The 20,857-nt window shown below is 54.2% G+C and carries 20 protein-coding genes and 1 tRNA gene; 13 read left to right on the top strand and 8 right to left on the bottom strand.

Going from position 1 to position 20,857, the window contains the following annotated elements; all coding sequences use genetic code 11:
• Nucleotides 1–98 precede the first annotated feature (98 nt).
• The 3 genes from fliE to flgB are packed head-to-tail and all read right to left on the bottom strand — an operon-like array spanning nucleotide 99 to nucleotide 1,210.
• Entirely contained in the window at nucleotides 99–401 is a 303-nt protein-coding gene (gene fliE / locus KF784_09970) for a flagellar hook-basal body complex protein FliE (protein ID MBX3119382.1), read from the bottom strand.
• A gap of 39 nt (nucleotides 402–440) precedes the next feature.
• The gene (flgC, locus tag KF784_09965) at nucleotides 441–812 is read right to left on the bottom strand and encodes a flagellar basal body rod protein FlgC (GenBank protein MBX3119381.1); all 372 of its coding nucleotides are present in this window, start codon (nucleotides 810–812) and stop codon (nucleotides 441–443) included.
• A 20-nt stretch (nucleotides 813–832) separates the two neighbouring features.
• Nucleotides 833–1,210 carry a flagellar basal body rod protein FlgB gene (flgB, locus tag KF784_09960; GenBank protein MBX3119380.1) on the bottom strand — a complete coding sequence of 126 codons (378 nt, stop codon included), beginning with the start codon at nucleotides 1,208–1,210 and terminating at the stop codon, nucleotides 833–835.
• 242 nt (nucleotides 1,211–1,452) lie between these two features.
• Between flgB and KF784_09955 the strand changes: the two genes are divergently transcribed.
• Both KF784_09955 and KF784_09950 read left to right on the top strand, forming a co-directional pair.
• Nucleotides 1,453–4,008: a DPP IV N-terminal domain-containing protein gene (locus KF784_09955; GenBank protein ID MBX3119379.1), complete on the top strand. Its 2,556-nt coding sequence runs from the start codon at nucleotides 1,453–1,455 to the stop codon at nucleotides 4,006–4,008.
• A gap of 111 nt (nucleotides 4,009–4,119) precedes the next feature.
• On the top strand, nucleotides 4,120–5,679 hold the full coding sequence (locus KF784_09950) for an erythromycin esterase family protein (GenBank protein MBX3119378.1): 1,560 nt from the start codon (nucleotides 4,120–4,122) through the stop codon (nucleotides 5,677–5,679).
• A gap of 57 nt (nucleotides 5,680–5,736) precedes the next feature.
• Here the strand turns inward: KF784_09950 and gcvT are convergent, their stop codons facing one another.
• Nucleotides 5,737–6,843, bottom strand: coding sequence for a glycine cleavage system aminomethyltransferase GcvT (gene gcvT, locus KF784_09945; protein MBX3119377.1), 1,107 nt, complete (start codon nucleotides 6,841–6,843; stop codon nucleotides 5,737–5,739).
• A gap of 213 nt (nucleotides 6,844–7,056) precedes the next feature.
• Here gcvT and rfbD point away from each other — a divergent pair, with 213 nt between their 5' ends.
• Complete coding sequence (rfbD, locus tag KF784_09940) at nucleotides 7,057–7,932, top strand: dTDP-4-dehydrorhamnose reductase (protein ID MBX3119376.1); 876 nt, start codon at nucleotides 7,057–7,059, stop codon at nucleotides 7,930–7,932.
• Between the two features lie 199 nt (nucleotides 7,933–8,131).
• Here rfbD and KF784_09935 read toward each other — a convergent pair whose 3' ends face one another.
• Nucleotides 8,132–8,602 carry an ankyrin repeat domain-containing protein gene (locus KF784_09935; GenBank protein MBX3119375.1) on the bottom strand — a complete coding sequence of 157 codons (471 nt, stop codon included), beginning with the start codon at nucleotides 8,600–8,602 and terminating at the stop codon, nucleotides 8,132–8,134.
• A gap of 211 nt (nucleotides 8,603–8,813) precedes the next feature.
• On the opposite strand from KF784_09935, the gene KF784_09930 reads away from it, so the two are divergent.
• Together KF784_09930 and KF784_09925 are read left to right on the top strand one after the other, a co-directional pair.
• The gene (locus KF784_09930) at nucleotides 8,814–9,599 is read left to right on the top strand and encodes a ParA family protein (protein MBX3119374.1); all 786 of its coding nucleotides are present in this window, start codon (nucleotides 8,814–8,816) and stop codon (nucleotides 9,597–9,599) included.
• Nucleotides 9,584–10,447: a ParB/RepB/Spo0J family partition protein gene (locus KF784_09925; GenBank protein ID MBX3119373.1), complete on the top strand. Its 864-nt coding sequence runs from the start codon at nucleotides 9,584–9,586 to the stop codon at nucleotides 10,445–10,447. The genes KF784_09930 and KF784_09925 overlap by 16 nt, the downstream gene beginning before the upstream one ends.
• Before the next feature lie 89 nt (nucleotides 10,448–10,536).
• On the opposite strand, the gene KF784_09920 is transcribed toward KF784_09925, so the two are convergent.
• Nucleotides 10,537–11,790, bottom strand: a complete 1,254-nt coding sequence (locus tag KF784_09920; GenBank protein ID MBX3119372.1) for a pyridoxal phosphate-dependent aminotransferase — start codon at nucleotides 11,788–11,790, stop codon at nucleotides 10,537–10,539.
• Between the two features lie 363 nt (nucleotides 11,791–12,153).
• Between KF784_09920 and KF784_09915 the strand changes: the two genes are divergently transcribed.
• Nucleotides 12,154–13,257, top strand: a complete 1,104-nt coding sequence (locus tag KF784_09915) for a porin (protein MBX3119371.1) — start codon at nucleotides 12,154–12,156, stop codon at nucleotides 13,255–13,257.
• 60 nt (nucleotides 13,258–13,317) lie between these two features.
• Here the strand turns inward: KF784_09915 and KF784_09910 are convergent.
• A tRNA-Arg gene (locus tag KF784_09910) sits at nucleotides 13,318–13,393 on the bottom strand.
• A 177-nt stretch (nucleotides 13,394–13,570) separates the two neighbouring features.
• Between KF784_09910 and KF784_09905 the strand changes: the two genes are divergently transcribed.
• The 7 genes from KF784_09905 to KF784_09875 all read left to right on the top strand — a co-directional run bounded on the left by KF784_09905 (nucleotide 13,571) and on the right by KF784_09875 (nucleotide 20,294).
• Nucleotides 13,571–13,882, top strand: a complete 312-nt coding sequence (locus tag KF784_09905) for a hypothetical protein (GenBank protein ID MBX3119370.1) — start codon at nucleotides 13,571–13,573, stop codon at nucleotides 13,880–13,882.
• A gap of 68 nt (nucleotides 13,883–13,950) precedes the next feature.
• Nucleotides 13,951–14,925 carry a diacylglycerol kinase family lipid kinase gene (locus KF784_09900; GenBank protein MBX3119369.1) on the top strand — a complete coding sequence of 325 codons (975 nt, stop codon included), beginning with the start codon at nucleotides 13,951–13,953 and terminating at the stop codon, nucleotides 14,923–14,925.
• Nucleotides 14,922–16,043 carry a 1-deoxy-D-xylulose-5-phosphate reductoisomerase gene (dxr, locus tag KF784_09895; protein MBX3119368.1) on the top strand — a complete coding sequence of 374 codons (1,122 nt, stop codon included), beginning with the start codon at nucleotides 14,922–14,924 and terminating at the stop codon, nucleotides 16,041–16,043. The genes KF784_09900 and dxr overlap by 4 nt, the downstream gene beginning before the upstream one ends.
• A gap of 49 nt (nucleotides 16,044–16,092) precedes the next feature.
• The gene (locus tag KF784_09890; protein MBX3119367.1) at nucleotides 16,093–17,289 is read left to right on the top strand and encodes a site-2 protease family protein; all 1,197 of its coding nucleotides are present in this window, start codon (nucleotides 16,093–16,095) and stop codon (nucleotides 17,287–17,289) included.
• Between the two features lie 26 nt (nucleotides 17,290–17,315).
• Nucleotides 17,316–18,599 carry a hypothetical protein gene (locus KF784_09885; protein MBX3119366.1) on the top strand — a complete coding sequence of 428 codons (1,284 nt, stop codon included), beginning with the start codon at nucleotides 17,316–17,318 and terminating at the stop codon, nucleotides 18,597–18,599.
• A 40-nt stretch (nucleotides 18,600–18,639) separates the two neighbouring features.
• Entirely contained in the window at nucleotides 18,640–19,032 is a 393-nt protein-coding gene (locus KF784_09880) for a BlaI/MecI/CopY family transcriptional regulator (protein MBX3119365.1), read from the top strand.
• A gap of 2 nt (nucleotides 19,033–19,034) precedes the next feature.
• Nucleotides 19,035–20,294, top strand: coding sequence for a M48 family metalloprotease (locus KF784_09875; protein MBX3119364.1), 1,260 nt, complete (start codon nucleotides 19,035–19,037; stop codon nucleotides 20,292–20,294).
• Here KF784_09875 and KF784_09870 read toward each other — a convergent pair.
• On the bottom strand, nucleotides 20,261–20,815 hold the full coding sequence (locus KF784_09870) for a hypothetical protein (GenBank protein MBX3119363.1): 555 nt from the start codon (nucleotides 20,813–20,815) through the stop codon (nucleotides 20,261–20,263). The genes KF784_09875 and KF784_09870 overlap by 34 nt on opposite strands.
• Nucleotides 20,816–20,857: the final 42 nt, after the last annotated feature.

Here is a 20,857-nt window from a genome sequence, read left to right as displayed (position 1 = left end):
ATGCGGATCGGGCGACGAAATCGAAATATGACTTGCCATTCACGACTTAAGGAACCAGTCCCGAAATCACCAATCGCACATCATCATCCGTCAATTGCCTAGATCTGGGTTCTTGCAATCTCTTGATACGCTTCCAGGAGCTTATTGCGCACCTGCATCGTCAACTGCATTGCAATTCCCGCACGCTCTGCGGCAATCATTACGTCACTTAGATCCACGTTCTGACCCGTCATAAAGGCGTTTTGCTTGTCTCTAGCGTTGAGCTGAGACTCGTTCACTTCCTTCAGGACGTCCATCAGAGTGTTTGCGAAGTCGTCGCTATTCTCGCCGCCATCGACCTTCGGCTTGAGGTTCTCAAGTCGGCTTGTGTCGAATTGGGCTGCGAGGTCTTGGATTCTCATGACGTTTTCTCTTTGCTGTTAGCTACTACTGCTCACTACTTACATCTTTCCGATATTCAAGGCGGCTTTGGCCATTCCCTTAGCCGTGTTAAATGCGGCCAAGTTTGCTTCGTATGCACGGGTTGCGGAGATCATGTTCACCATCTCGTAGATAGGCTGAACGTTCGAGTACTTCACGAATCCCTCAGCATCGGCGTTTTCGTTATTGGGGTCGTACTCCGTACGGAAGGGAGCATCGTCCTCTTGGATCTTTACGATCTGGACACCGTCTGTCCCGGCTTCGAGAACGACGTCGCGACGTCGATACGGGTCTTGGCCTTTGATGCCAACGGAGTTTGCGTTGGCGATGTTGCTGGAGATCACATCCATCCGGAACCGCTCGGCGGTGAGACCGGAGGAGCTAATGCGCATGGCGCGGCTGATTGGTGACATTATTTGCCCTCCCTAATAACGTTGCGCAGACCGCTGAAATAGCGATTGGTGAAGTCGGTGAGTGCCTGGTAGCGGAGTTCCGTTTCGGCAATGGACATGACCTCTTTTTCAAGGTCGACGCTGCTGCCGTCAACGCGAACGCTCGCGTTCTCGGCTCCGTTTACAAACCGTCGAGAATGGAGATCGTTATCCGCAAGCAGGAGCTTCTTTTGCTCACCCTTGAGAACGATGTTGAAGTCCATATCCTTACGCTTGTAGCCAGGCGTATTGACGTTGGCAAGGTTTTCTGCCAACAGCCCGTGCCTCTCCGACGCCTTATGCAAGGCATCGCTGAGGTTATCGATATGGGGTCCAAATAGGTTGTCCAGTATGCGCACGACTGATATCCACCGTCTGCGCTGTCCTTAGCTGAATCAAGTTCCGCATCCTTGGAACTTCGAGCCAACTACTTCTAAGTCGGCTTATCAGTGGTATCGGCACGTCCTCGCATTTCTACAGGGGTTTGGAGATGAACAGGCCCTGAATGTGCGTATTTTGTGACTGTCTCTCTCAGATAGCCTCAAATGGGGAGTTTTGGGCTATGCTGAAATCTGTTGAGCACTTCATGGGTGGTTAGCGTATGTCGAAGAATTCAATTGCATCCCAAGCCCGGCTTAAGCCGGGTTCGCTTCGTATGAAGCCAGCATCTCTCCTTGCTTTGTGTCTTTTCCAGTTGACAGCTCTGGCGGTGGGCCAGAACAATGCCAACTGGGAGCTTGCAAACCGGTTTTCTCCCCAAAACATCAATCTGTATGTTGGGAGCACTTCGGTAAATCCGAGATTTATCGGCAAGACCGACAACTTTTGGTACACATGGCGCGATGGCGATGGGGTCACTTTCCATTTTGTGAACCCCAAGGCGAAGATCAAACGGCCCTTGTTTGACCACGTCAAGATGGCGGAACTGCTGTCAGAGGCAGTCAAGAAGCCGTATGAGGCGAGCAACCTGCCGTTTACGGATGTCGAGTTCCAAGAGAAAACGAACGCGATACGGTTTGTGGTTGAGAGAGTTCGATACGAATACGATCTTGACAAAGAGACACTTACAAAGATCGAGGATATCAAGCCCGAGCCGCGACCGCTGCCGAACTTCCGAAACTACTCGCCAGACAAGAAAGCGTGCGTCTATGCGATGGATCACAACCTGTACTATGTCGAAATCGTCGACAACAAAGAGCAGGAGCCGATCCAGCTGACCAAAGACGGTGAGGAGTATTACAGCTTTGGCTCAGCTACCGGATCAGGCTCGCAGCGTGTGATCGGTGGAACGCCTCCACCTGTTCCCAACGAAAAGCGGGTTCGAGCTAATGTCTCTTGGTCTCCCGATTCGAATTGGTTCTACATCATGCGATCCGATTCGAGAAAGGTTAAGCCTCTTTGGCTTGTGAACAATATCGCCGATCCTCGACCGACTCTCTTGGAATACAAGTACGCGATGCCGGGTGACCCCGACATAACGATCCAGGAGTTCTTCGTGTTTAATCGTGCGGACAAGCAGCTTAAGAAGATGGACATCTCCAAGTTCAAAGATCAGTCCATTATTCGTCCCGATTGGTCAGACAAGTCCGACAAGATTCGGATGTTACGACGTGACCGCCTTCAGAGAAACGCCGATTTGGTCGATCTTGATCCGGCTACGGGAAAGATCACAGAATTGCTGACAGAGTCGGTTGAGAACGCATTCCTTGAGGTTTTTGAGATGACCTCGAACATGCGCTATCTGGTCAATGACAAGATGGGTGAGGACTTCGTCTGGTGGTCTGAGCGCTCTGGTTGGGGACATTTGTATCTCTACGGCCCCGATGGGAAGCTCAAGCAGCAGCTCACACGAGGGGCTTTCCGAGTGGAGAGCGTTGTTGACGTTGATAAAGAAAAGAACATGGTGTGGTTCACGGCTGTAGGCCGCGAGCGTGGAGAGAACCCCTACTACACCCATCTCTATCGGGTCAATCTTGATGGCACTGGGTTAACCCTTTTGGATGCTGGCGACGCGAACCACAGCTCCCGGCTTTCAACGAGCAAGCAGTACATCGTGGACAACGCTACCCGTGTTGACATGGCGCCCACAGCGGTCGTACGCGATTCCAAGGGGTCTGTAATCATGGCTCTGGAGCAAACGGACTTGTCCCGATTGATGGAGACGGGCTGGAAGATGCCCGAGACCTTTGTGGTCAAGGCAGCTGACGCAACGACGAATATCTACGGCAACATTTGGAAGCCGTTTGACTTCAACCCAAGCAAGAAATATCCCATCATCCTGAACGTCTATCCTGGCCCGCAGACCGAGAGCGTGACCGCGAACTTCTCGGCCTATAGCTCGACTCAGCAGCTAGCACAGCTTGGGTTTATCGTGATCCAGATCGGAAACCGTGGCGGCAACCCATCACGGTCAAACGCCTATCACAGCTTTGGCTACTACAACCTGCGCGACTATGGCCTTGCCGACAAGAAGGCAGGAGTCGAGCAGCTGGCTGCCAAGTACAGCTGGATCGACATCAACCGCATCGGTATATACGGACACTCGGGTGGTGGCTTTATGACTGCTGCCGCGATGATGCTCCCGCCGTACAACGACTTTTTCAAGGTAGGAGTGTCGTCGGCGGGCAACCACGACAACAACATCTATAACTGGAACTGGAGCGAGCAGCATCACGGCTTGCGAGAAGTTGCAGTGAACCAGCAGACTGGCGGGACCGGCGGTCAGGGTACCGGTCAAGGTGGCGGTCGCGGTGGACGCGGTGGTGGCGGCGGAGGCCGTGGTGGAGGAGGAGACGAGTTTGGCCCTTCACCCGATGAGGTCTTCTGGGAGCAGTTCTTCGACGCACCGGCGATCGAGACCAAGTTCGAAATCAAGGTCCCGACAACTCAGGAGCTTGCACCGAATCTGCGCGGCAAATTGCTGATCGTTCATGGCGACATGGACAACAACGTTCACCCCGCAGGCTCTATCCGCCTTGCGAACGAGCTGATAAAAGCGAACAAGCGGTTCGACTTTATGTTGATGCCGGGGCAGGCTCACGGCTTTGGCCCGTATAGCGGATATTTCCAGCAAATGAGTTGGGAGTATTTTGCACAGCATCTCTTAGGAGATGACTACTCTCGCAATGCCGAGATGAAGGACAAAGGGGGAAGGTAGCGAATAAGCGCTGGATAAAGAAGCCCTCCCTCGTCGCTTCTGATGAGGGAGGGCTTTCTATTTGTTCTGACTGGTTTGCATGAACTAAGAACCTGGCCCATAATTCAATAGATGCTGCTGCCACTCCTATGCTCCGTTTCGATAGCCATCGGCGTACGCACGGATGAACCGGTGATCCTCGCGGCATTGGAGAAGGCGTGCGTCCCTCTAGGTGGCAGTGCCTCAAAAGGGTCCTGGAAGGAGTTTGCCCCTCTAGAAAAGTTATTGGGAAGTGTGACTATCGTTGGAGCGGGTGAGTGTACTCACGGCTCGCGAGAGATTTTCGAGACGAAGGCGAGACTCTTTCAATTCCTAGTTGAGAGAATGGGCTATACGACCTTGGCCCTAGAAGCGAGTGTGCCTGGCTGTGTGGCACTTGATCGGTATGTGACCTCAGGAGAAGGCGATCCGGCAGAGGCTTTGAAGGCGCAGGGATTCTGGACGTGGTCGACCGAAGAGGTTCTGGACCTCGTCAAGTGGATGCGCGCTTACAACGCCGATGCAAAGCACAAGAGCAAGCTGAGGATCGTCGGCGTGGACATGCAGGATCGCGAGGGTGCGTTGGACTCTATCGTTCAGACGCTGAAGGATGCCAAGATCGGCGGACAGATCGTTGAAGACCTGCTTTGGTTTCCCCGGGTCCGCCACGAGAAGGGGCGAGAAGCGGCGCTGAACGAGCTGGACCAGATTGTCAAAGACGCTTTGCCGAAAGTTGAGGAATTGCTGGGCAAAGAGCGAGCGACTTTCTTTAAGCAGTGCGCACGCGTCTTTGTACAGGCGGATGAGCTGCAGCAGCAGTCGGTTGTGATTGATGACTTTTACGAAGTTAGAGATATGGCAATGGAGCCGTTTGCAACTCTCAAAAACCGCATTGACGCTATCCAAGAGGATGCAAAATCACTTCCTGAGGAGGCACGCTACGCCATCGACATCGTCAAGTCTTCCACAAGATCGGTGATCGAGCCTACCTATGATGTCGACAAGCTTATAAAGGGTGTCGCGCAGATTCGAGAACAGGGCCAACTTCGAAAGATGTTTGAAGAGGATTACAAGAACGTAGCTATTGTGCTCGATTTCATGATCTATCTTCCCAAATATCTCGCAGCAATCAAGCAGAATCCGCGCGATGTTTTTATGGCTGAAAACACCATCTGGGCGGTGGAAAAGTATCTGCCCAAAAAGAAAGCGATGCTCTGGGGGCACAACTATCACATAGCGAGAACGGAAGCCCCGCTGCCCGAATCATGCGGAACAGAACTCAATCGTAGAATTGGGAAGCGCTACTATCCGATAGGATTTGCTTTTGGAGCCGGTTCTTTTGTCGCAAGAGGCCAGTATGATCCAGATACTGGCTGGAGGCCTCTCGTTTCATTTACTGTCGATCTTGAATCGGGTGGGACGCTGGATAGGACGCTGAGCAAGGTGAAGCACTCTGCATTCTTTATCAACTGTGCTACGCCTGCTTTGCATACGTGGCTGTTGTCCGCGCATACGACAAGGAATATCGGATCCAACTATGATTCCACTCGAAGCGGCGCTTATGTGGGGCCACTCAAAGCGGGTGAATTCTATCGCGGGCTGATCTTCTTGCGGGAAGTAACGGCGGCAAAGACGCTGAAGGGAATGCGATAAAGGGTGCTCGGCGTTCTGTCCTCAAAACTCAACACTTAATCGCTTCGTAAACGGAACCTACTTTCCCCTCTTGAAGAACCGCTTGTTTACCACCGTCCCAGGCTCCATCTTGCCCCGGACGTCCACCTCGCACGGCGTGTCCAGCTCCGTATCCGCCTTCAAGAAGGCAAAGGCGATGCCGCACTCCAGAAGCGGGGAATACACGCCCGACGACAGTTCGCCGATCTCCTGTCCGTTCTGATAAACCTTCATGCCCGGCATGGTCAGTCGCTTCGACTCCAGTTTGACGCCGAGCAGCTTGGTCGGGGTGCCTTCGGCGCGGTCTTTGTTGAAGGCGTCGGAACTGTTGAAGCTCTTGGTCTTGCTGATGACCCAGCCCAAGCCTGCCGAGATGGGGGACATGTCGTCGCCCAGTTCGTGCCCATACAGAGGCAGTCCGGCTTCGACGCGCAAAACGTCGCGCGAACCCAGGCCGCAGGCTGCAACCCCCGCCGCAAGCAGGGCATCCCAAAGCTGAACGGCTCCCGAAGCCGGACAGACGAGTTCAAAGCCGTCCTCGCCCGTATAGCCAGACCGGGGCGCGAAGCAGGGAACTCCGGCAATATTGCACTCCACGATGCCGAACATCGGAGCCGCGTTCAGGGCTTCCGCCGCGTCGCTGAGTCCGGCGATGATCTCGGCGGCCTTGGGGCCCTGCACCGCGATCATCGCGGTGTCGTCGGTCTCGTCGGTGATCTCCACGCCGTAGCCGCCGCGCTCGTTCTCGGCCTTGATCCAGTTCACGTCCTTCTCATGGTTCGCCGCGTTGACGGCCATGCGGAAGACGGTCTCGGTGATGCGGTACACGATGATGTCGTCCACCAGGCCGCCGTTTAGGTTGGGGAGCAGGGAATACTGCCCGCGCCCGTTGGTGAGCTTGCTGATGTCGTTGGTGGTGATCTGCTCCAGGAATTCGACCACGCGGTCGCCCTTCAGCCAAAGCCGCGCCATGTGGCTCACGTCGAACATGCCCGCTCCTTCGCGGACGGCAGTCGACTCGGCGATGATGCTCGTGTATTGAACCGGCATGTCGTAACCGGTGAAGGGCACCATTCGGGCGTTCAGCGCCAAATGAGCGTCGTAAAGGGCTGTGCGGAGGTTGGCGGCATCCATCGTTTCGGACATGGTGGGAAGTATATCTGGGATGACGGCTGGGCCGTAAGGGTAGTAAGGAGTAAGGGTAGTAAGGATTGTCCAAGCACGGGGAATTCAGCCGAGGAAGGCATCGAACGAACACTGTCGCGGTACTACGGCCCCAGAAAGCACCCACTTTTTCGTGTCAGCGTCCTTACCATCCTTACTCCTTACAATCTTTACAATCAACGGTATCCTATCCCCGTGAACTTTCTCGTCGTCGGAGGAACAGGAATGCTTGGGTCGGACGTCGTTGCCGAGCTGAAGAAGCGCCGGCACGAGGTTGCAGCTCCGTCCTCTGTCGAGCTTGATATTACGAATCCCGAGTCGGTGGCTCAGGTCGTGACTGGCGTGTTTGGTAAGAACATCCGTTGGTGCATCAACTGTGCCGCTTACACGGCGGTCGATTTGGCTGAGTCGGAGTCTGACCAGGCCATGACGGTGAACGCCCTTGGGCCGGGATACTTGGCGAACGTTTGTCAGATGGCTGGGGTGCGGTTGATCCACGTTTCGACCGATTTTGTGTTCGACGGCGTTAAGACAGAGCCTTATACTGAGACAGACAAGACGAATCCACTCGGAGTCTATGGGCGGTCAAAGTTGGCGGGGGAGCAGAGTGTTATGGCCGCGAATGCGAGCAGTGTGATCGTGCGAACATCCTGGCTATACGGTCCCAATGGTAAGAGCTTCCCGAGAACTATGATCAACGCCTATCTGGCAGGGAAGCAGCTTCGTGTAGTTGCTGACCAGACCGGGTGCCCCACCTACACCGCCGACCTTGCGCGCACACTGGTCGATATAACGGAGAAGGAGATGATGCCGGGGATTTTTCATGCAACCGGCGAAGATGTCATGTCGTGGCATGGCTTTGCCAAGCTGGCGATCGAGACGTACTGTCGTGAGGAATTGAGGGAGAGTAGGGAAGTGGAGATTGAGCCGATCCCGACGGAGGCTTATCCGACTCCCGCGCAGAGGCCGAAGTACAGCGTGCTTTCCAATGCCAAGCTTCGTGACCAAGGTGTTGAAGGTATGCGCTCGGTCGGGGAGTGCTTGAGTGAGTATGTTAGTCGGTTGGACTGATGCCTGGATCGGCAGGAATCGTCGTACACTTGGAAAGTGAGTTTAGTCGTTGGTTTTAGCCACAGGGTTGGGCGATCGGGCAAGAGAGTGGTGAGATGCGTGCACACCCTGTAGCATGATAGTTCTTCTTCACAAGACAGGCCGGCGCCAAGTTGTGCCAGCTTTGATCGCCGGAAAGGCGCACAATCCGTAGGCAGAGTTAGGTTCCGATACTTGGTCTAGTGCGTGGCTGAGTCATCTGATCCGTTTGCTTCTTTAACCACTCGATCGCGATTTTTCGCTTCTTCTCTTCGATTGAATCCTTCGTTTTGAGAGGGGCTTGAAGGTGATCCATGATGGTCTTGCCGTTGTTGTCTTTAGCATCGACCCGGGCACCTGCGACACACAGGGTATCGGCAACCGCGATATTTCCATTGAGCAGGGCGTACTGCAACGGCGAAACTCCGTTTCCGTCCCGCTCGTCGGGGTTTGCGCCTTCTCTGAGCAGTTTGAGAACCTTTTCCTGGTCGCCGTTTGCTGCCGCGTTTGCAATCGGGGGGACGTAGACTTGGGGGACCCTGACGTAGGCTGCGTAAGCCACGGCAAGGACCAAAACGGCGACGATGACACCGATCAGCGCCTTGGGGACGCCCCTTTTTGAACTGGCTACAGATAGGTTTTCTTCGCTCACATTGTCAAAGACAGTTTAGGGGCAGAGATCGTTTCCAATCGGGGAAAGATTCGTCGCTTGCCATATCACGATCCGGCTAAGCCCTGATCGTGTTCCCTGGCGAAGCTCTTTTAATGCGACTAGGTCATCAGAAAAGTGAAGGGTCAAAGAGTAATCCACACATCGCCCAGATTGACCCCGAACAGCTCATTAACACCGCCATAATAGAGCGGTGGGAATCTGGGGTGTAGTGAATCAAAAGGGTGGAGTGGGCAAGACGACCACTGCCGTCAACCTTGCCGCAGGCTTGGCATCGCGTGGAAAGAAGACACTCTTGATCGATTGCGATCCGCAAGGCAATGCGACCACCGGCCTGGGCGTGGACAAGCAAAAGGCTCCGCTGACTTTGTTTGAAGTGATCAGCTCCGTGGTTGACAATCCCGACACGACCGATACGATCCGGCGAGCGATCATGAAGGTCGATCCTCATTTGGACGTTGTGCCAGCAACTCTGGACCTTGCCGGGGCTGAGCCCGTGCTGTTGAATGCCGTCGGCAAGGAGTTGATTTTGCGCGATGCTCTGGAGCCGGTAAAGAGCGAATACGACTGGATAATATTGGACGCTCCTCCGAGTCTCGGTCTGCTGACGATCAATATCCTCAGCGCGGCGGATTGTGTGCTCGTACCTATGCAGTGCGAGTTCTATGCGCTGGAGGGCTTGAGCCAGCTGATCAAGACCATTGATGTTGTGCGTAGGCGGATTAACCCATCCTTGAGCATCGCCAAGGTTTTGCTGACGATGTATGACCCGCGCAACCGTCTTACTTTGCAGGTGAAGAAGGAGGTCGTCGACTATTTCGGCGGCAAGGTGGCAAGGACCACAATCCCTCGGAACGTTCGGCTGAGCGAAGCGCCGAGTTTTGGTCAGGCAGCCGTGACCCGATTCCCGACGAGCAAAGGCGCAACAGCCTACTACAGTTTTGTGAACGAGGTACTTACAGAATGCGACGTGCGCTAGGCAAAGGATTATCGCAACTTATCGGTGAACAGGTCGAGCAGATGGAGCCTGGGTCGCAAGAGGTCTCTATTGATTCCATCGTGCCGAACGAGCGCCAGCCTAGGCAGTTCTTTGATGAGACGGCTCTGCAGGAGCTTGCGGATTCGATCAAGGAGCACGGCATTTTACAGCCGATCTTGGTTCGTCCCATCGCAGAGGGCAAGTACGAACTCATCGCGGGTGAACGACGTTGGCGGGCGGCTAAGCTGGCAGGCTTAACGACCGTTCCTGTGATTGTCCGTTCGGCGGCGAACGTCGATGCTCTGGAATGGTCGCTGATTGAGAATATCCAGCGTGCCGATATTACGCCGCTTGAAATGGCGCGGGCCTATCGTCGGCTCATTGATGAGTTTGGTCTTACGCAAGAGCAGGTCGCGGAGAAGGTTGGGAAATCGCGGGTTGCGGTTACGAATACGGTTCGTCTTTTAAAGCTGCAGCCTAAGATTTTGAAGGGGCTTGAGGAAGGGAAGATCACCGAGGGGCATGCACGGGCTTTGCTCGGGCTGGAGAGCCCAGTGATGCAGCTTGCCATCTACGACAAGATCCTTGAGCAGGGGCTGACCGTCCGAGATGTCGAGAAGACCTCACAAGCCACTTCGACCAAGACAGCACGAGCAACGAAGGGTGGACGACCGCGCGTGGAAGCGACGAAGGATGCCGATACACAGATGTTGGAAGAGGCTCTTTCCACATATTTTGGATCGCCGGTGAAGATTGAGCGAGGAGAGGTCGGCGGCAAACTGCAGGTTGAGTTTTATTCGGAAGATGATCTGACCCGGATTTTGGATGTGTTGGGGATTAGGCTTTAGGGAAGTGTAAGGGGTAAGGATCGTAAGGACTGTAAGGAACCCTACGCGAAGTGGGATTCTCTCCTTGCAATCCTTACTCCTTACAATCTTTACTCTCTAATTCGGGCAACCATCTCGCCAAGTCTTTCTAATCCAGCCGCCAGATTCGGGCGGGGCGGGCCGAAGGAGAATCGAACCCACGGGTTAAGCGGCGAGTCGCCGGTTCGCTGTCGGTAGGGGTTCACGTCGAAGAATTCACCGGGGACGGTCAAGACTTTGTGCTTGAAAGCCTCACGCATGAATCCCTGTCCATCATTGATGGGGGCGGGCAGATTGCCCACATAACCGAAGGCATAGAACGTGGACTGCGGATTATGGGGGAATTCAACACCCATTTCGCGGAGCTTTGTGAGAGTCAGGTTCTGCTTTTCCGCGAAGACCTGGCGAACGGCAGCAGTTTCCTGATCAGCCTGATTTGGTTCCAGGGCAAGGATCGCTGCACGCTGCATCGGTCTGCAAGAACCACCATCCAGGAAGCTTCCCGCAGCGGCAAGGGCGTTGATGATGTGCTTGGGAGCAAGCACCCAACCCACGCGCCAGCCTGGATATCGGAAGGATTTGGTAAGGCCGTCAATGACAACAATCGGGTCAGTGTTCACGTCGTCGATGTACTCGGCGGCACTGACGCCTCTGTCGGAGCCATCGTAGATGAAGTGCGAATAAAACTCGTCCATCAGGAGGGTGCAGTTCCGACGTCGGGCCATTTCTGCCCACTCAGCCAGCTCTTCGCCTTTGACCACCGTGCCAGTCGGATTGCACGGGTTGCTGATGAGAAGGGAACCCAGGCCCTCTCTCTTCACGAGGGCGTCCAAATCGTCGGGATTGATGCGGAATCCGTTTTCGGGAAGGAGTTCGATCCAGTGTGGCTGGATTCGGGGGAAGGTGGTGAGCAGGTCTTCGTAGGCGGTGTAGTCGGGCGTGAAGTAGCCCAACTTCATCTTCTCAAGGGTCGCCCCGATTCGGGTCAGGGCGGCTCGTCCGCCCGGAGCTATGGCAACGTTTTCGGCTGTGTACTGGGAAGCTTTGCCTTTGCGGTAGAGGCGGTTGTAGTGAGCCGCGATGGATTCTCGCAGTTCGGGAATGCCCTCGATTGGGCCGTAAGCGTGATCCTCTGAAAGGATAGGTAGGGTCCCGATCCGTGGAGGTGCGCCGTCCATGTCTCCGACTTCTGGCTGACCCTGACCGAGGTTTGACCAGGCAGGATCACCCATTTGGTAACCGTGCTCAGTGATGGCTTCGACGTTGACGCGAATGACGCCCATGTAAGGGAGTTGACGAAAGGCGGAGTTGGACTCGGCAAGCATGTCGGATGTGATACCACTTTTGGGGCGTTAGGAGTGGCCTCGACGGCAATCTCACAGTGACAACGGTAACAGTTCCACTCTTTGGTAGAAGTGCGTGTGCGCGGTTTCCGCATCACCCTTACTCATTACAATCTCAACGGCAGATTACGGGAGATTGCCTACCAATTAGCTCGTGCATTCAAGCAGAAAAAGCGCAGGTATCTGTTCAAGTTGGATTGGAGTGCCGACAATCCTTTCGAACGCATTGGAGTATTGCTAAATCGCATAGTGGGGGCCAGGATTTGACTGGATGGGTGGCGGTACTCGATGTGGCCCGAGCAGCTCGTTAAGCTGTGGGGGTTGAACAACACACGGAGAATCTTGATGAGACTACAAATTATTGCGATTGCGGCTGTCTGTACGGTCGCATGCGCTCACGGGCAGGAATCGGAAAGCCCGTGGAAGATTTCGGGATTTGTCGACGGATACTGGGGCAATTCGTCGCCTGACCAAGGCAAGGGGCTGACACGATTTGGGCGTCAATTCGACGTTCGCAATGAGCAGATTCGGCTGGCAAATGCGCAGCTAACCTTTGTTTACACTCACCCGAGCGGTGGATATGGATTTACGTTCTCGCCTTTCATCGGCGACAACACAAAGATTTTGTTTGCGACAGACCCGTCAGACTCCGGTCTGATTAAGCATCTTGCTCAGGGCTTCGCCACGATCAATGAGAAGCGGTCTGGCTTGAGCCTCGATCTTGGTAAGTTCTATTCCTGGATCGGATATGAGGGCGCTGAGAGCCTGGACGATGATCTCTACAGCCGAGGTTTCTTGTACACGCTGGCGCAGCCGGCTTATCACACTGGCGGAAGATTGACGATACCTATGAACGACCAGTGGGGAGCTTCACTCTTTGCGACGCAGGGCTGGAATCAGTCTGAATCGACCGGTGAGGGGCTGACTCTTGGGGGGCAGATTCGCTACACGCCCAACGACAAGAGCTTTTTGTCGGTTGGAGTGATCTCTGGCAAAGAGGGTGATGGTACGACAAATCGTTCTGGCAGTTTCGGCGGCATCGGCTTTGGAAGCACGGGCCGTGCTCAAACTGATCTCGTAGACGTGGTTTACACCTATCAGTACTCGCCGAAGTTGAAGCTGGCTTTGAATGCCGATGTCGCGTCGGTTGACGGGGCTGGAAAGGACGGTCAGTGGTCGGGGTGGGCAGGCCATGCTCGCTATGAGGCCTCGGACAAGGTGTCGGTCGCCCTTCGCATCGAGTCTGTTGCGGACCGCGATGGTCTGCGATTGGGAGTTCCGGCAACAGTCGGCTCGTTCTCGCTTGGCGCGGATTATCGACTGAACCCGCTCTTCACGTTGCGTGCGGAATACCGAAAAGATTGGGCGGACACGGCGCTCTTTACAAATACGTCGGGTACGTCGAAGAACCAATCGACATTCAACGTCGGGTTCGGAGTTCGGTTCTAAACCGAAATTGAGAAATGAATTCGGAGATCTGATTTCAGATCTCCGATCTCTTGAAGAAGTTGGCGCGGACGAAGGGATTCGAACCCCCAACCCTCAGTTCCGAAGACTGATGCTCTATCCATTGAGCTACGTCCGCGCGGGACGCTGAATTGTACCCTTGAGATCATTTGGCATGCGGGCCGTTTCGTCCCTTAGTTCGTTGACATGTCGATTCCAGAAAATGGGGTAAACCTTACGGACGCGACGTTTCCGATTGAGAAACCTCAGGCGATCTCTGAAGATTCTTGGTCTGACACCCGACAAAAATACTAGCATGCAGGTCGATACACTTGTTCAACCGCTCTTAGGACTCGACGAAGAGTTTCCTGCCGAGCTATTTGTGCTTCATCACCCATCGACCGGGCGATACGGCTGCTACTGCTTCCAAGGCGTCCACGGTTTAGCCTGTTTTAGCTCTGAGGCTGCGGCTGTCCGTTTTGGCGAGTGGATCGAATTAGGCGGGATGGTTATCCTGGAAACGACATTCGATGGCGCTCGGGATGTGGCTAAGGCACGTCCTCTGCCAGTTATCGCGCTCATGCTCCTTGATGAGCTTGAGCAGCCAAAAATCCACTACGTCCGCTAAGTTTTCAGGCGGAATTCTCTGGTACCCCTAGTCTTTGTGCACTGTCCAATGTGCGACACTGACTTCGCATGCCGTCGGACCAACCCCCAATAGACGTCTACGTGATCGCTAACCCAACTTCCGGGCGAGGCTCGGGCGGTCGGCTTGTTTCTGAGCTAGCCCGTCATATCGAGAACTCTCCGCAGGTCTCGTCGTGTACCGTGGCCCTGACAACGCCTTTCCAAGCACGAAATTCACCCAGTCACAGTACTGAATCAGGTTGGCGCTCCAGCGCTTTCGAACTTGCACAATCTGCAATTCGCCAGGGTTATCAGCGTGTCATCGCAGTTGGAGGAGATGGGACTCTACACGAGGTCGCTAACGCACTGGTCGGTGCGCAAACGGTTCTTGGACTTATTCCAGCAGGTACAGGCAATGACTTTGCTCGGAGTGCGGGAATACGCGGGAGCCTGAAAGAGCTGGTAGAGGTTGCGGTCAGCGGTGAAGTGAAATTGATTGACGTGGGCAAGGTTAATGATCGCTACTTTTTGAATGTTGCGGGCTGTGGCTTTGACGCTGTCGTTGCGGACCGGATCAACAAGGGTTATCGCTACTTGCGGGGAACTTCTGCTTATGTTGCAGCTGTGCTGAGAACCCTCGCCCAATACAAGGCCGCCCAACTAACCATCACAACGGATACAGACACGCTCCAACTTAACGCTATGTTGTGCGCGGTTGCCAATGCACGATTCTACGGTGGGGGGATGATGATCAGCCCAGAGGCAGAGATGGACGACGGGCTGTTCGATATCTCCGTGGTAAAGGAGATCGGCAAAATTGGGTTTCTCAGAGCTTTTCCCAGTGTCTTTAAAGGTACGCATGTGAAGCATTCGAAGTATGTCGGTCTTCGAGCCAAGCGTGTGAAGATTGAATCCGAAAAGGCTCTACCGGTGCTCGTCGATGGAGAGTTGCTGGGGACGACCCCGGTTGAGTTCAAAATCGTGCCCCAAGCCTTACGGATTGCCCTGCCGAGACTGCTTGTATCGGATACAATGCCTGAGTGATACGGGTCGTCATTCTTGGTTCCACCGGCAGCATAGGCACACAGACGCTCGATATCATTCGCCAGCACTCGGACAAGCTTCAAGTCGTAGGCATGGCGGCAGGGCGCAATGCTCCAGCTCTGCGCAAGCAGGCCGTCGAGTACCCCGAAGCAAAGCTTGCGTTGTATGATTCGCCCGAATCCGACATCCCAAGCGGGATGCAAGCTATCGTCGATCTCGCCACGATGCCAGACGTGGACATCGTCGTGGTTTGTGTTGCGGGCGTGATTGGCCTGCTGCCAACATTTGAGGCGATCAAGGCAGGGAAGACTATCGCGCTTGCGAGCAAAGAGGTTCTTGTTGCGGCGGGAGAGATAGTGATGCCGCTTGCTGAGAAGCATGGTGTTCGGATACTGCCTATCGACAGTGAGCACAGCGCTCTGTTTCAGTGCTTGCAGGGATATCAGACCTATCAAATCGAAGAGTTGATCCTCACGGCGAGCGGGGGACCGTTCCGGGGTTGGAGCTTGGAGCAGCTCTCGGCTGTCACGGTGGATGAGGCGCTCAATCACCCTACTTGGAATATGGGCGGGAAGATCACGATTGACTCGGCGACCCTGATGAACAAGGGCTTGGAGACGATTGAGGCGAAGTGGTTGTTTGGTGTGGAGATCAGCCAGGTGTCGGTTGCTGTTCACCCTCAGAGCATCGTTCATTCATTCGTGAAGTTTAAGGATGGAAGCGTATTGGGTCAAATTGGCTGGCCGAATATGCGACTTCCCATACAATACGCATTGCTGTATCCCGAGCGGGCGGAGAACGATCTTCTGCCCTGGAGTCCTTTGGACTCTCCAAGCTTGACCTTCGAGCCAGTGGATGAAAGGACCTTCCGCTGTCTTGGGCTTGCACGCGAAGCTTCGAGATACGGTGGTACGATGCCGTGCGCGATGAATGCAGCAAATGAAGAGGCCGCCAATGCGTTTCTGAGGGGCGAGATTGGATTTCTTACGATAGCCGACTCAGTGGAACGTGTTATGCAGGACCATCGTACAGAGAAGGCAAGTTTGGAGTCCTTATTAGATACCGATAAATGGGCGCGCACCCGATTCCGAGAATTGGCAAGGGCAGCCCGAGCGTGAATAGACCGTTATGTTGATGACTCTCCTCTCAATCATCGTTTTCCTCACCATGCTAACACTGCTTGTAGCGGCTCATGAATTGGGTCACTACCTCATCGCGCGTATGTTCAAAATGGGCGTCGAGGAGTTTGCAGTTGGTTTTGGACGTCCGAAATGGGTTTGGAAAAGGAAGAGCTTCACAACGGAGCACTTAGATGATGAGGGCAATCCGGTCATCGAAACCACGGAGTACACGTTCCGGCCGGTGCCCCTTGGCGGATTCGTTCGGATCAAAGGGATGTTGCCGGAAGAGGACGGCAGCGAAACGAAGATCCCCGGCGGGTTCTTTAGCAAGCCGCCTATTCAGAGGTTCCTTGTCCTTTTTGCTGGCCCAGTTTTTAGCATTCTCGCCGGCTGGGTTTTGCTGATTCCTGCATACACGATCACGGGCATTGAAAAACCGATCAACGAGCCATTTTTGGGAGAAGTTGGTGCCGAGGGTCCGGCCGCAGTGGCTGGTCTGAAGGAGGGCGACAAGATCATCTCGATCGATGGCAAGCCCATAAACACATTCTTCAATATCGTTGAGACTGTCAGAGATTTGCCCCCACAAGAGTTTGCGGTCGTCTATGAGCGTGATGGGAAGCAGTCTCAAACTGTGGTTACAACCTACAGAAGAGAGGCACCCACACCTGTTCTTGATTCTAATTTAGAACTCACCCCCGTTCTGAAGTATCAGAGTTTGCTTGGTATTGATCCCCCCAGAAAGCATGTAAGTCTTTCGATAGGTCAAGCCTCACAAAAAGCCTTTGAGCTGCCTTTGAGAATGGTAGAAGGCATCTTCGCGATGTTTGCCGCACCGTCGACGATCCAACACCAGGTCGGCGGTCCCGTGACGATCTTCGAGATGACACGCAGCAGCATGGACACGGGAATCGGCCCGCTGATCATCTTCGCCGGATTGCTTAGCATCATGCTGGGGATCTTTAACCTGCTGCCCGTGGTTGGTGTTTTGGACGGGGGGCACATGTGCGTCGCCTTCGTCGAAATGCTGCGACGTGGCAGACGGTTGAGCTACAAGGCCCAGGAGCGTATCGCTACGATTGGGGTGATTGCTATCGTTTTCATGTTTGGCAGTGTGCTCTTTATCGATATCAGCCGAAAGTTCAAGCAAAACAAGCAGCCCGAGAAGCCTGCAATCGAACGGCCTTTGAAGCAAGAAAAGGCTGACGAGAAGCCGCTCGATGGTAAAGCCGATACTCCGTAAAACGTGATGCGGTACCCTGCATTATCGTGCTTACAGCAATAGTCGTATTGATTCTTGGCCAGACCAAGCCAGCGGATTACTTTTCAAAGTGCCTCAAGGCTCATACCGCTTTGAAGGCGGCGGATGTGACGATTCGCTCGAATACTGCCGTCGGCGATCCATCTAAGCCCGGAACCTTTCGCCTGGTGTTTGTCAAACCCAGTCAGGTCCGGCTACAGATCATAAACCCAGCCGTCAACGAACAGGCCGCAAGCAATCGCACCTTTGCCATTGTTGGGAATCGGGTGACGGCTTATGATGCGACCGTTGACGAGAAGCTCTCTCTCACTTTGGAAGGGAGCGGCGATATCGCTGAGAAGTTGTCGGCGGTGATCCCTTCGGTCAATGACTCAGTCATGGCGGTTCTTGATCCCAAACGCCTTACAGAGATCATGAAACCGTTTCGAGATTTGAAGGATTGGACCGTCTCGAAAGAAGGGGCCGATGTGGTTTTGGTGCGACGGACTGGCTCGCAATCGAGCGCTCGCTGGCAAATCGACGGAAAGACTTTTCTTCTGAAGAAGCTGACGCTTGTTGCGGGATCAACAATGGATTGGTCTTATTCCTACGGGCCTACTCCTAAGAGCGCAGCATATACTCCACCTCCGAGTGCGGTTGCGGTGAGCGAGTTCAAAGAGCGCATCATGCCACCGAAGTACAAGGACGCGACGGCCAAACGAGTGGGAACAGCAGCAATTGTCGCTCTTGATAGACTTAAGAACGCTCATTTTACGCTGACAACGGAGGATGGCACATCCAAGGTGTGGTTGTCGGCGGGGATGATTCGGGAAGAGCTGAAGGGGCGCTCTTGGGCTTATGATGGGGCCACATTAACCGCACTCGTCGACACAGCAAAGCGCCACTACGCGTCGCGTAAAGGTCGCAGTTCTGCGGTTGACTCGTTAGCCGATGTGAAGATGGAGGCCACCCCCTTCGTTCGCACACTCTTGATGCGGCGAAACCCGCTCAACTCGCTCTTACGTGAGGGTTTGACCGTCGAGCACAACGGCACAATCGTGCTTGCGGGCGTCAAATGCGACCTCTTGGAATCGAATGGGATGGGTCTGCGACACTTGCTTACGCTCCGCGCCGACAATCACCTGCCTATCGAGATTCGGACTGAGAATCGGTTCCCAGGGACAGACGAGGTTATCGTTTCGGAGTTGAAGTTCAAATACATAGGGTTAGGGCAACCCATCCCTTCAAGCGTCTTTAAGCTGAGCACAAAGAAAGGTTATATGAGCGGGGCATTTCCTAAGCCAAAGGTCTAACAGGAACCAATCAACGAGTCATTTCGTATATCTTAGTACCGTGAAGCGAGACCGAAGCCATTCGCTGCCGACCCCTGCCGAGTTGGAGATTCTTCAGGTTCTATGGAGCCGAGGAAAATCCAGTGTTCGCGAAATCCATGATGCCTTTGGCGCGGAGAAGGGGATTGGCTATACCACCGTTTTGAAGCTACTGCAGATTATGTTTGCCAAGGGGCTTGTGCGCCGAGAAGAAGCGGGGAAGGCGCATATTTATGAAGCGACGCAACCTGCTGTAACCGCTCAGGGAAGCATGGTCAGCGACATGGTGAAACGTGTTTTTGGAGGCTCATCGAAGGACCTTGTCATGCGGGCCATGACGGACAAGACGCTTTCTCGCGATGAACTTGCCGAGATTCGCAAAATGCTTGAAGAGCTTGAGTCGGAGGCGAAATGAGCATGGACTCGCTCTCACCAGTGAGTGCAGCTTTGCTGCATGGGCTCTGGCAAGGGTTTGTGGTTGCTGCGATCGTATGTTTCGCTTTGCGCTGGATACTCGCTGCGAGACATCGCTATGCCCTTCTGTGGGGGGCGATGTCGGCAGTTGTCATGCTGCCATTTGCTTACTATGTTGCTGCTCCAAGCAGAGTTGAGGCATTTATCGCGGCTCCTGGGGTCGCGACACCGACGGTTGGACCAAGTATCAACTGGGCGCAGTCGATCCTTCTTTTCTGGGCTTGTGGTGCGGTGTACGGGATAGTCAGACTCTTTATCGAGTGGGTTCGGGTGCACACTTTTTCGAGGACTTGTGAACCAGCTTGTCCCGAGTTGCGTGAAGTTCGCGACAGAGTGCTTGAGCGGATGGCAGTTCGGAGATATGTGCGCGTGCGAACAAGTCATGCCGTGCAAGCCCCCGCGACAATCGGAACTGCACGTCCAATCGTTGTTTGGCCAGCAGGCGGTTTTGACAGGATGTCCGACACAGAGAATGAAGCCTTCATGGCGCATGAATTGGCACACATCCAGCGCAACGATTATGCGCTTCACTTGCTCCAGCGTGCGCTCGAAGCTCTGATGTGGTGCAATCCAGCCGCGCTTTGGATTGGGGCACGACTCCGGCATGAGCGTGAGAAGGCAGCAGACGAACTGGCGGCTGAAGCCTTGCAAACAGGGAAAGGATTGGCGATCGCGCTTGGCAGATTGGCGATTCAGAATTCGGGGCGTGCCGCTCTAAGCTTGGCGGCGGATGATGGTGATGTTCAGTCGCGCATGCGCAGCTTGGCGATCTGGAAACCCCAGAAAATGACACTACGTTCGGGATTCGGGATTGCCATCACCCTCGTTTTGCTTGGCGCTGTCACTTTTGTTGCCGCGAAAGCTGCGGCTAGTACAAAGACCGCGACTGTTTACGTTTCGCCCGTTCACAAAGCTTATCAAAATGGACTACTCCGCGTGACGACAGGGGAGGCAAAATTCCAGCATGCCACTATCAGCCCCGGGAGATTGATTGATACGCTCCGTGTTGTCGAGGGCAGAAATCTGTCGACAAAGCAGATGATATTCATTCGGATTGACAGTAGTTCAGAGGCCTCGAATGGTCATTCTGTTAGCTCAACCTCGGCAGTTTATGAGTTTGAAAAAAGCGGCACCGCTGGCTTTATCGAAGTTCAGGGCACCGCCAGCAATCAGCTCTTACTGCCTTTGAACGGCTTGCCCTGAAGTTGTTTGAACTCCGCATCCTGAGCTTGTGTTAAAACTTTGCTGAGTTCAGTGGTGAGGCGCTGCTGAATTTTCTTGATATCTTCGATCAGCCCGCTGTCGATTCTTCCTCCGCTCCCGCTTACCAGTTCATTTTGCTCCTGCTGAGCTTTGGACTTTAGTGTCTTGATCTTTGTCAACTGGGTGTCGGTGAGTTTCAGAGCTTTACTCACTTCCTCACGGTCGATGACGCTATAGCTGCCAATTTGATAGACGATCTCGAAGAGCCTCTTCTTTTGGGCCGCAGTAATTAGCTTGAAAGCCCTGCCCTCAAAGTCTTCATGAGCTTTCTTGATGTTTCCACCGCCACGCATCGAATGTCGTCCTTGTCCTTGGTCCTCGACTTCAAAGCCATGCTCGCGGAATGTGTCGCTGTAAGCAGTTTGGAGCTTTTGCCGGACCTCCTTTGAGAGCTTCAGATCATCCTGAACATCCTGGCGAAGTAGTAAGGCACCCGGTTGAGCGCCCGCTGCGGTGACCATGACTTGGGCAGTCGAAAGAGATACGATAAGTGCACACAGTGC

The sequence above is a fragment of the Fimbriimonadaceae bacterium genome, from assembly GCA_019638775.1.
In the GTDB taxonomy this organism is placed as follows: Bacteria; Armatimonadota; Fimbriimonadia; order Fimbriimonadales; family Fimbriimonadaceae; genus JAHBTD01.
The sequence above is the reverse complement of the archived record's forward strand: the minus strand, read 5'-3'. Positions and strand labels throughout refer to the sequence as shown.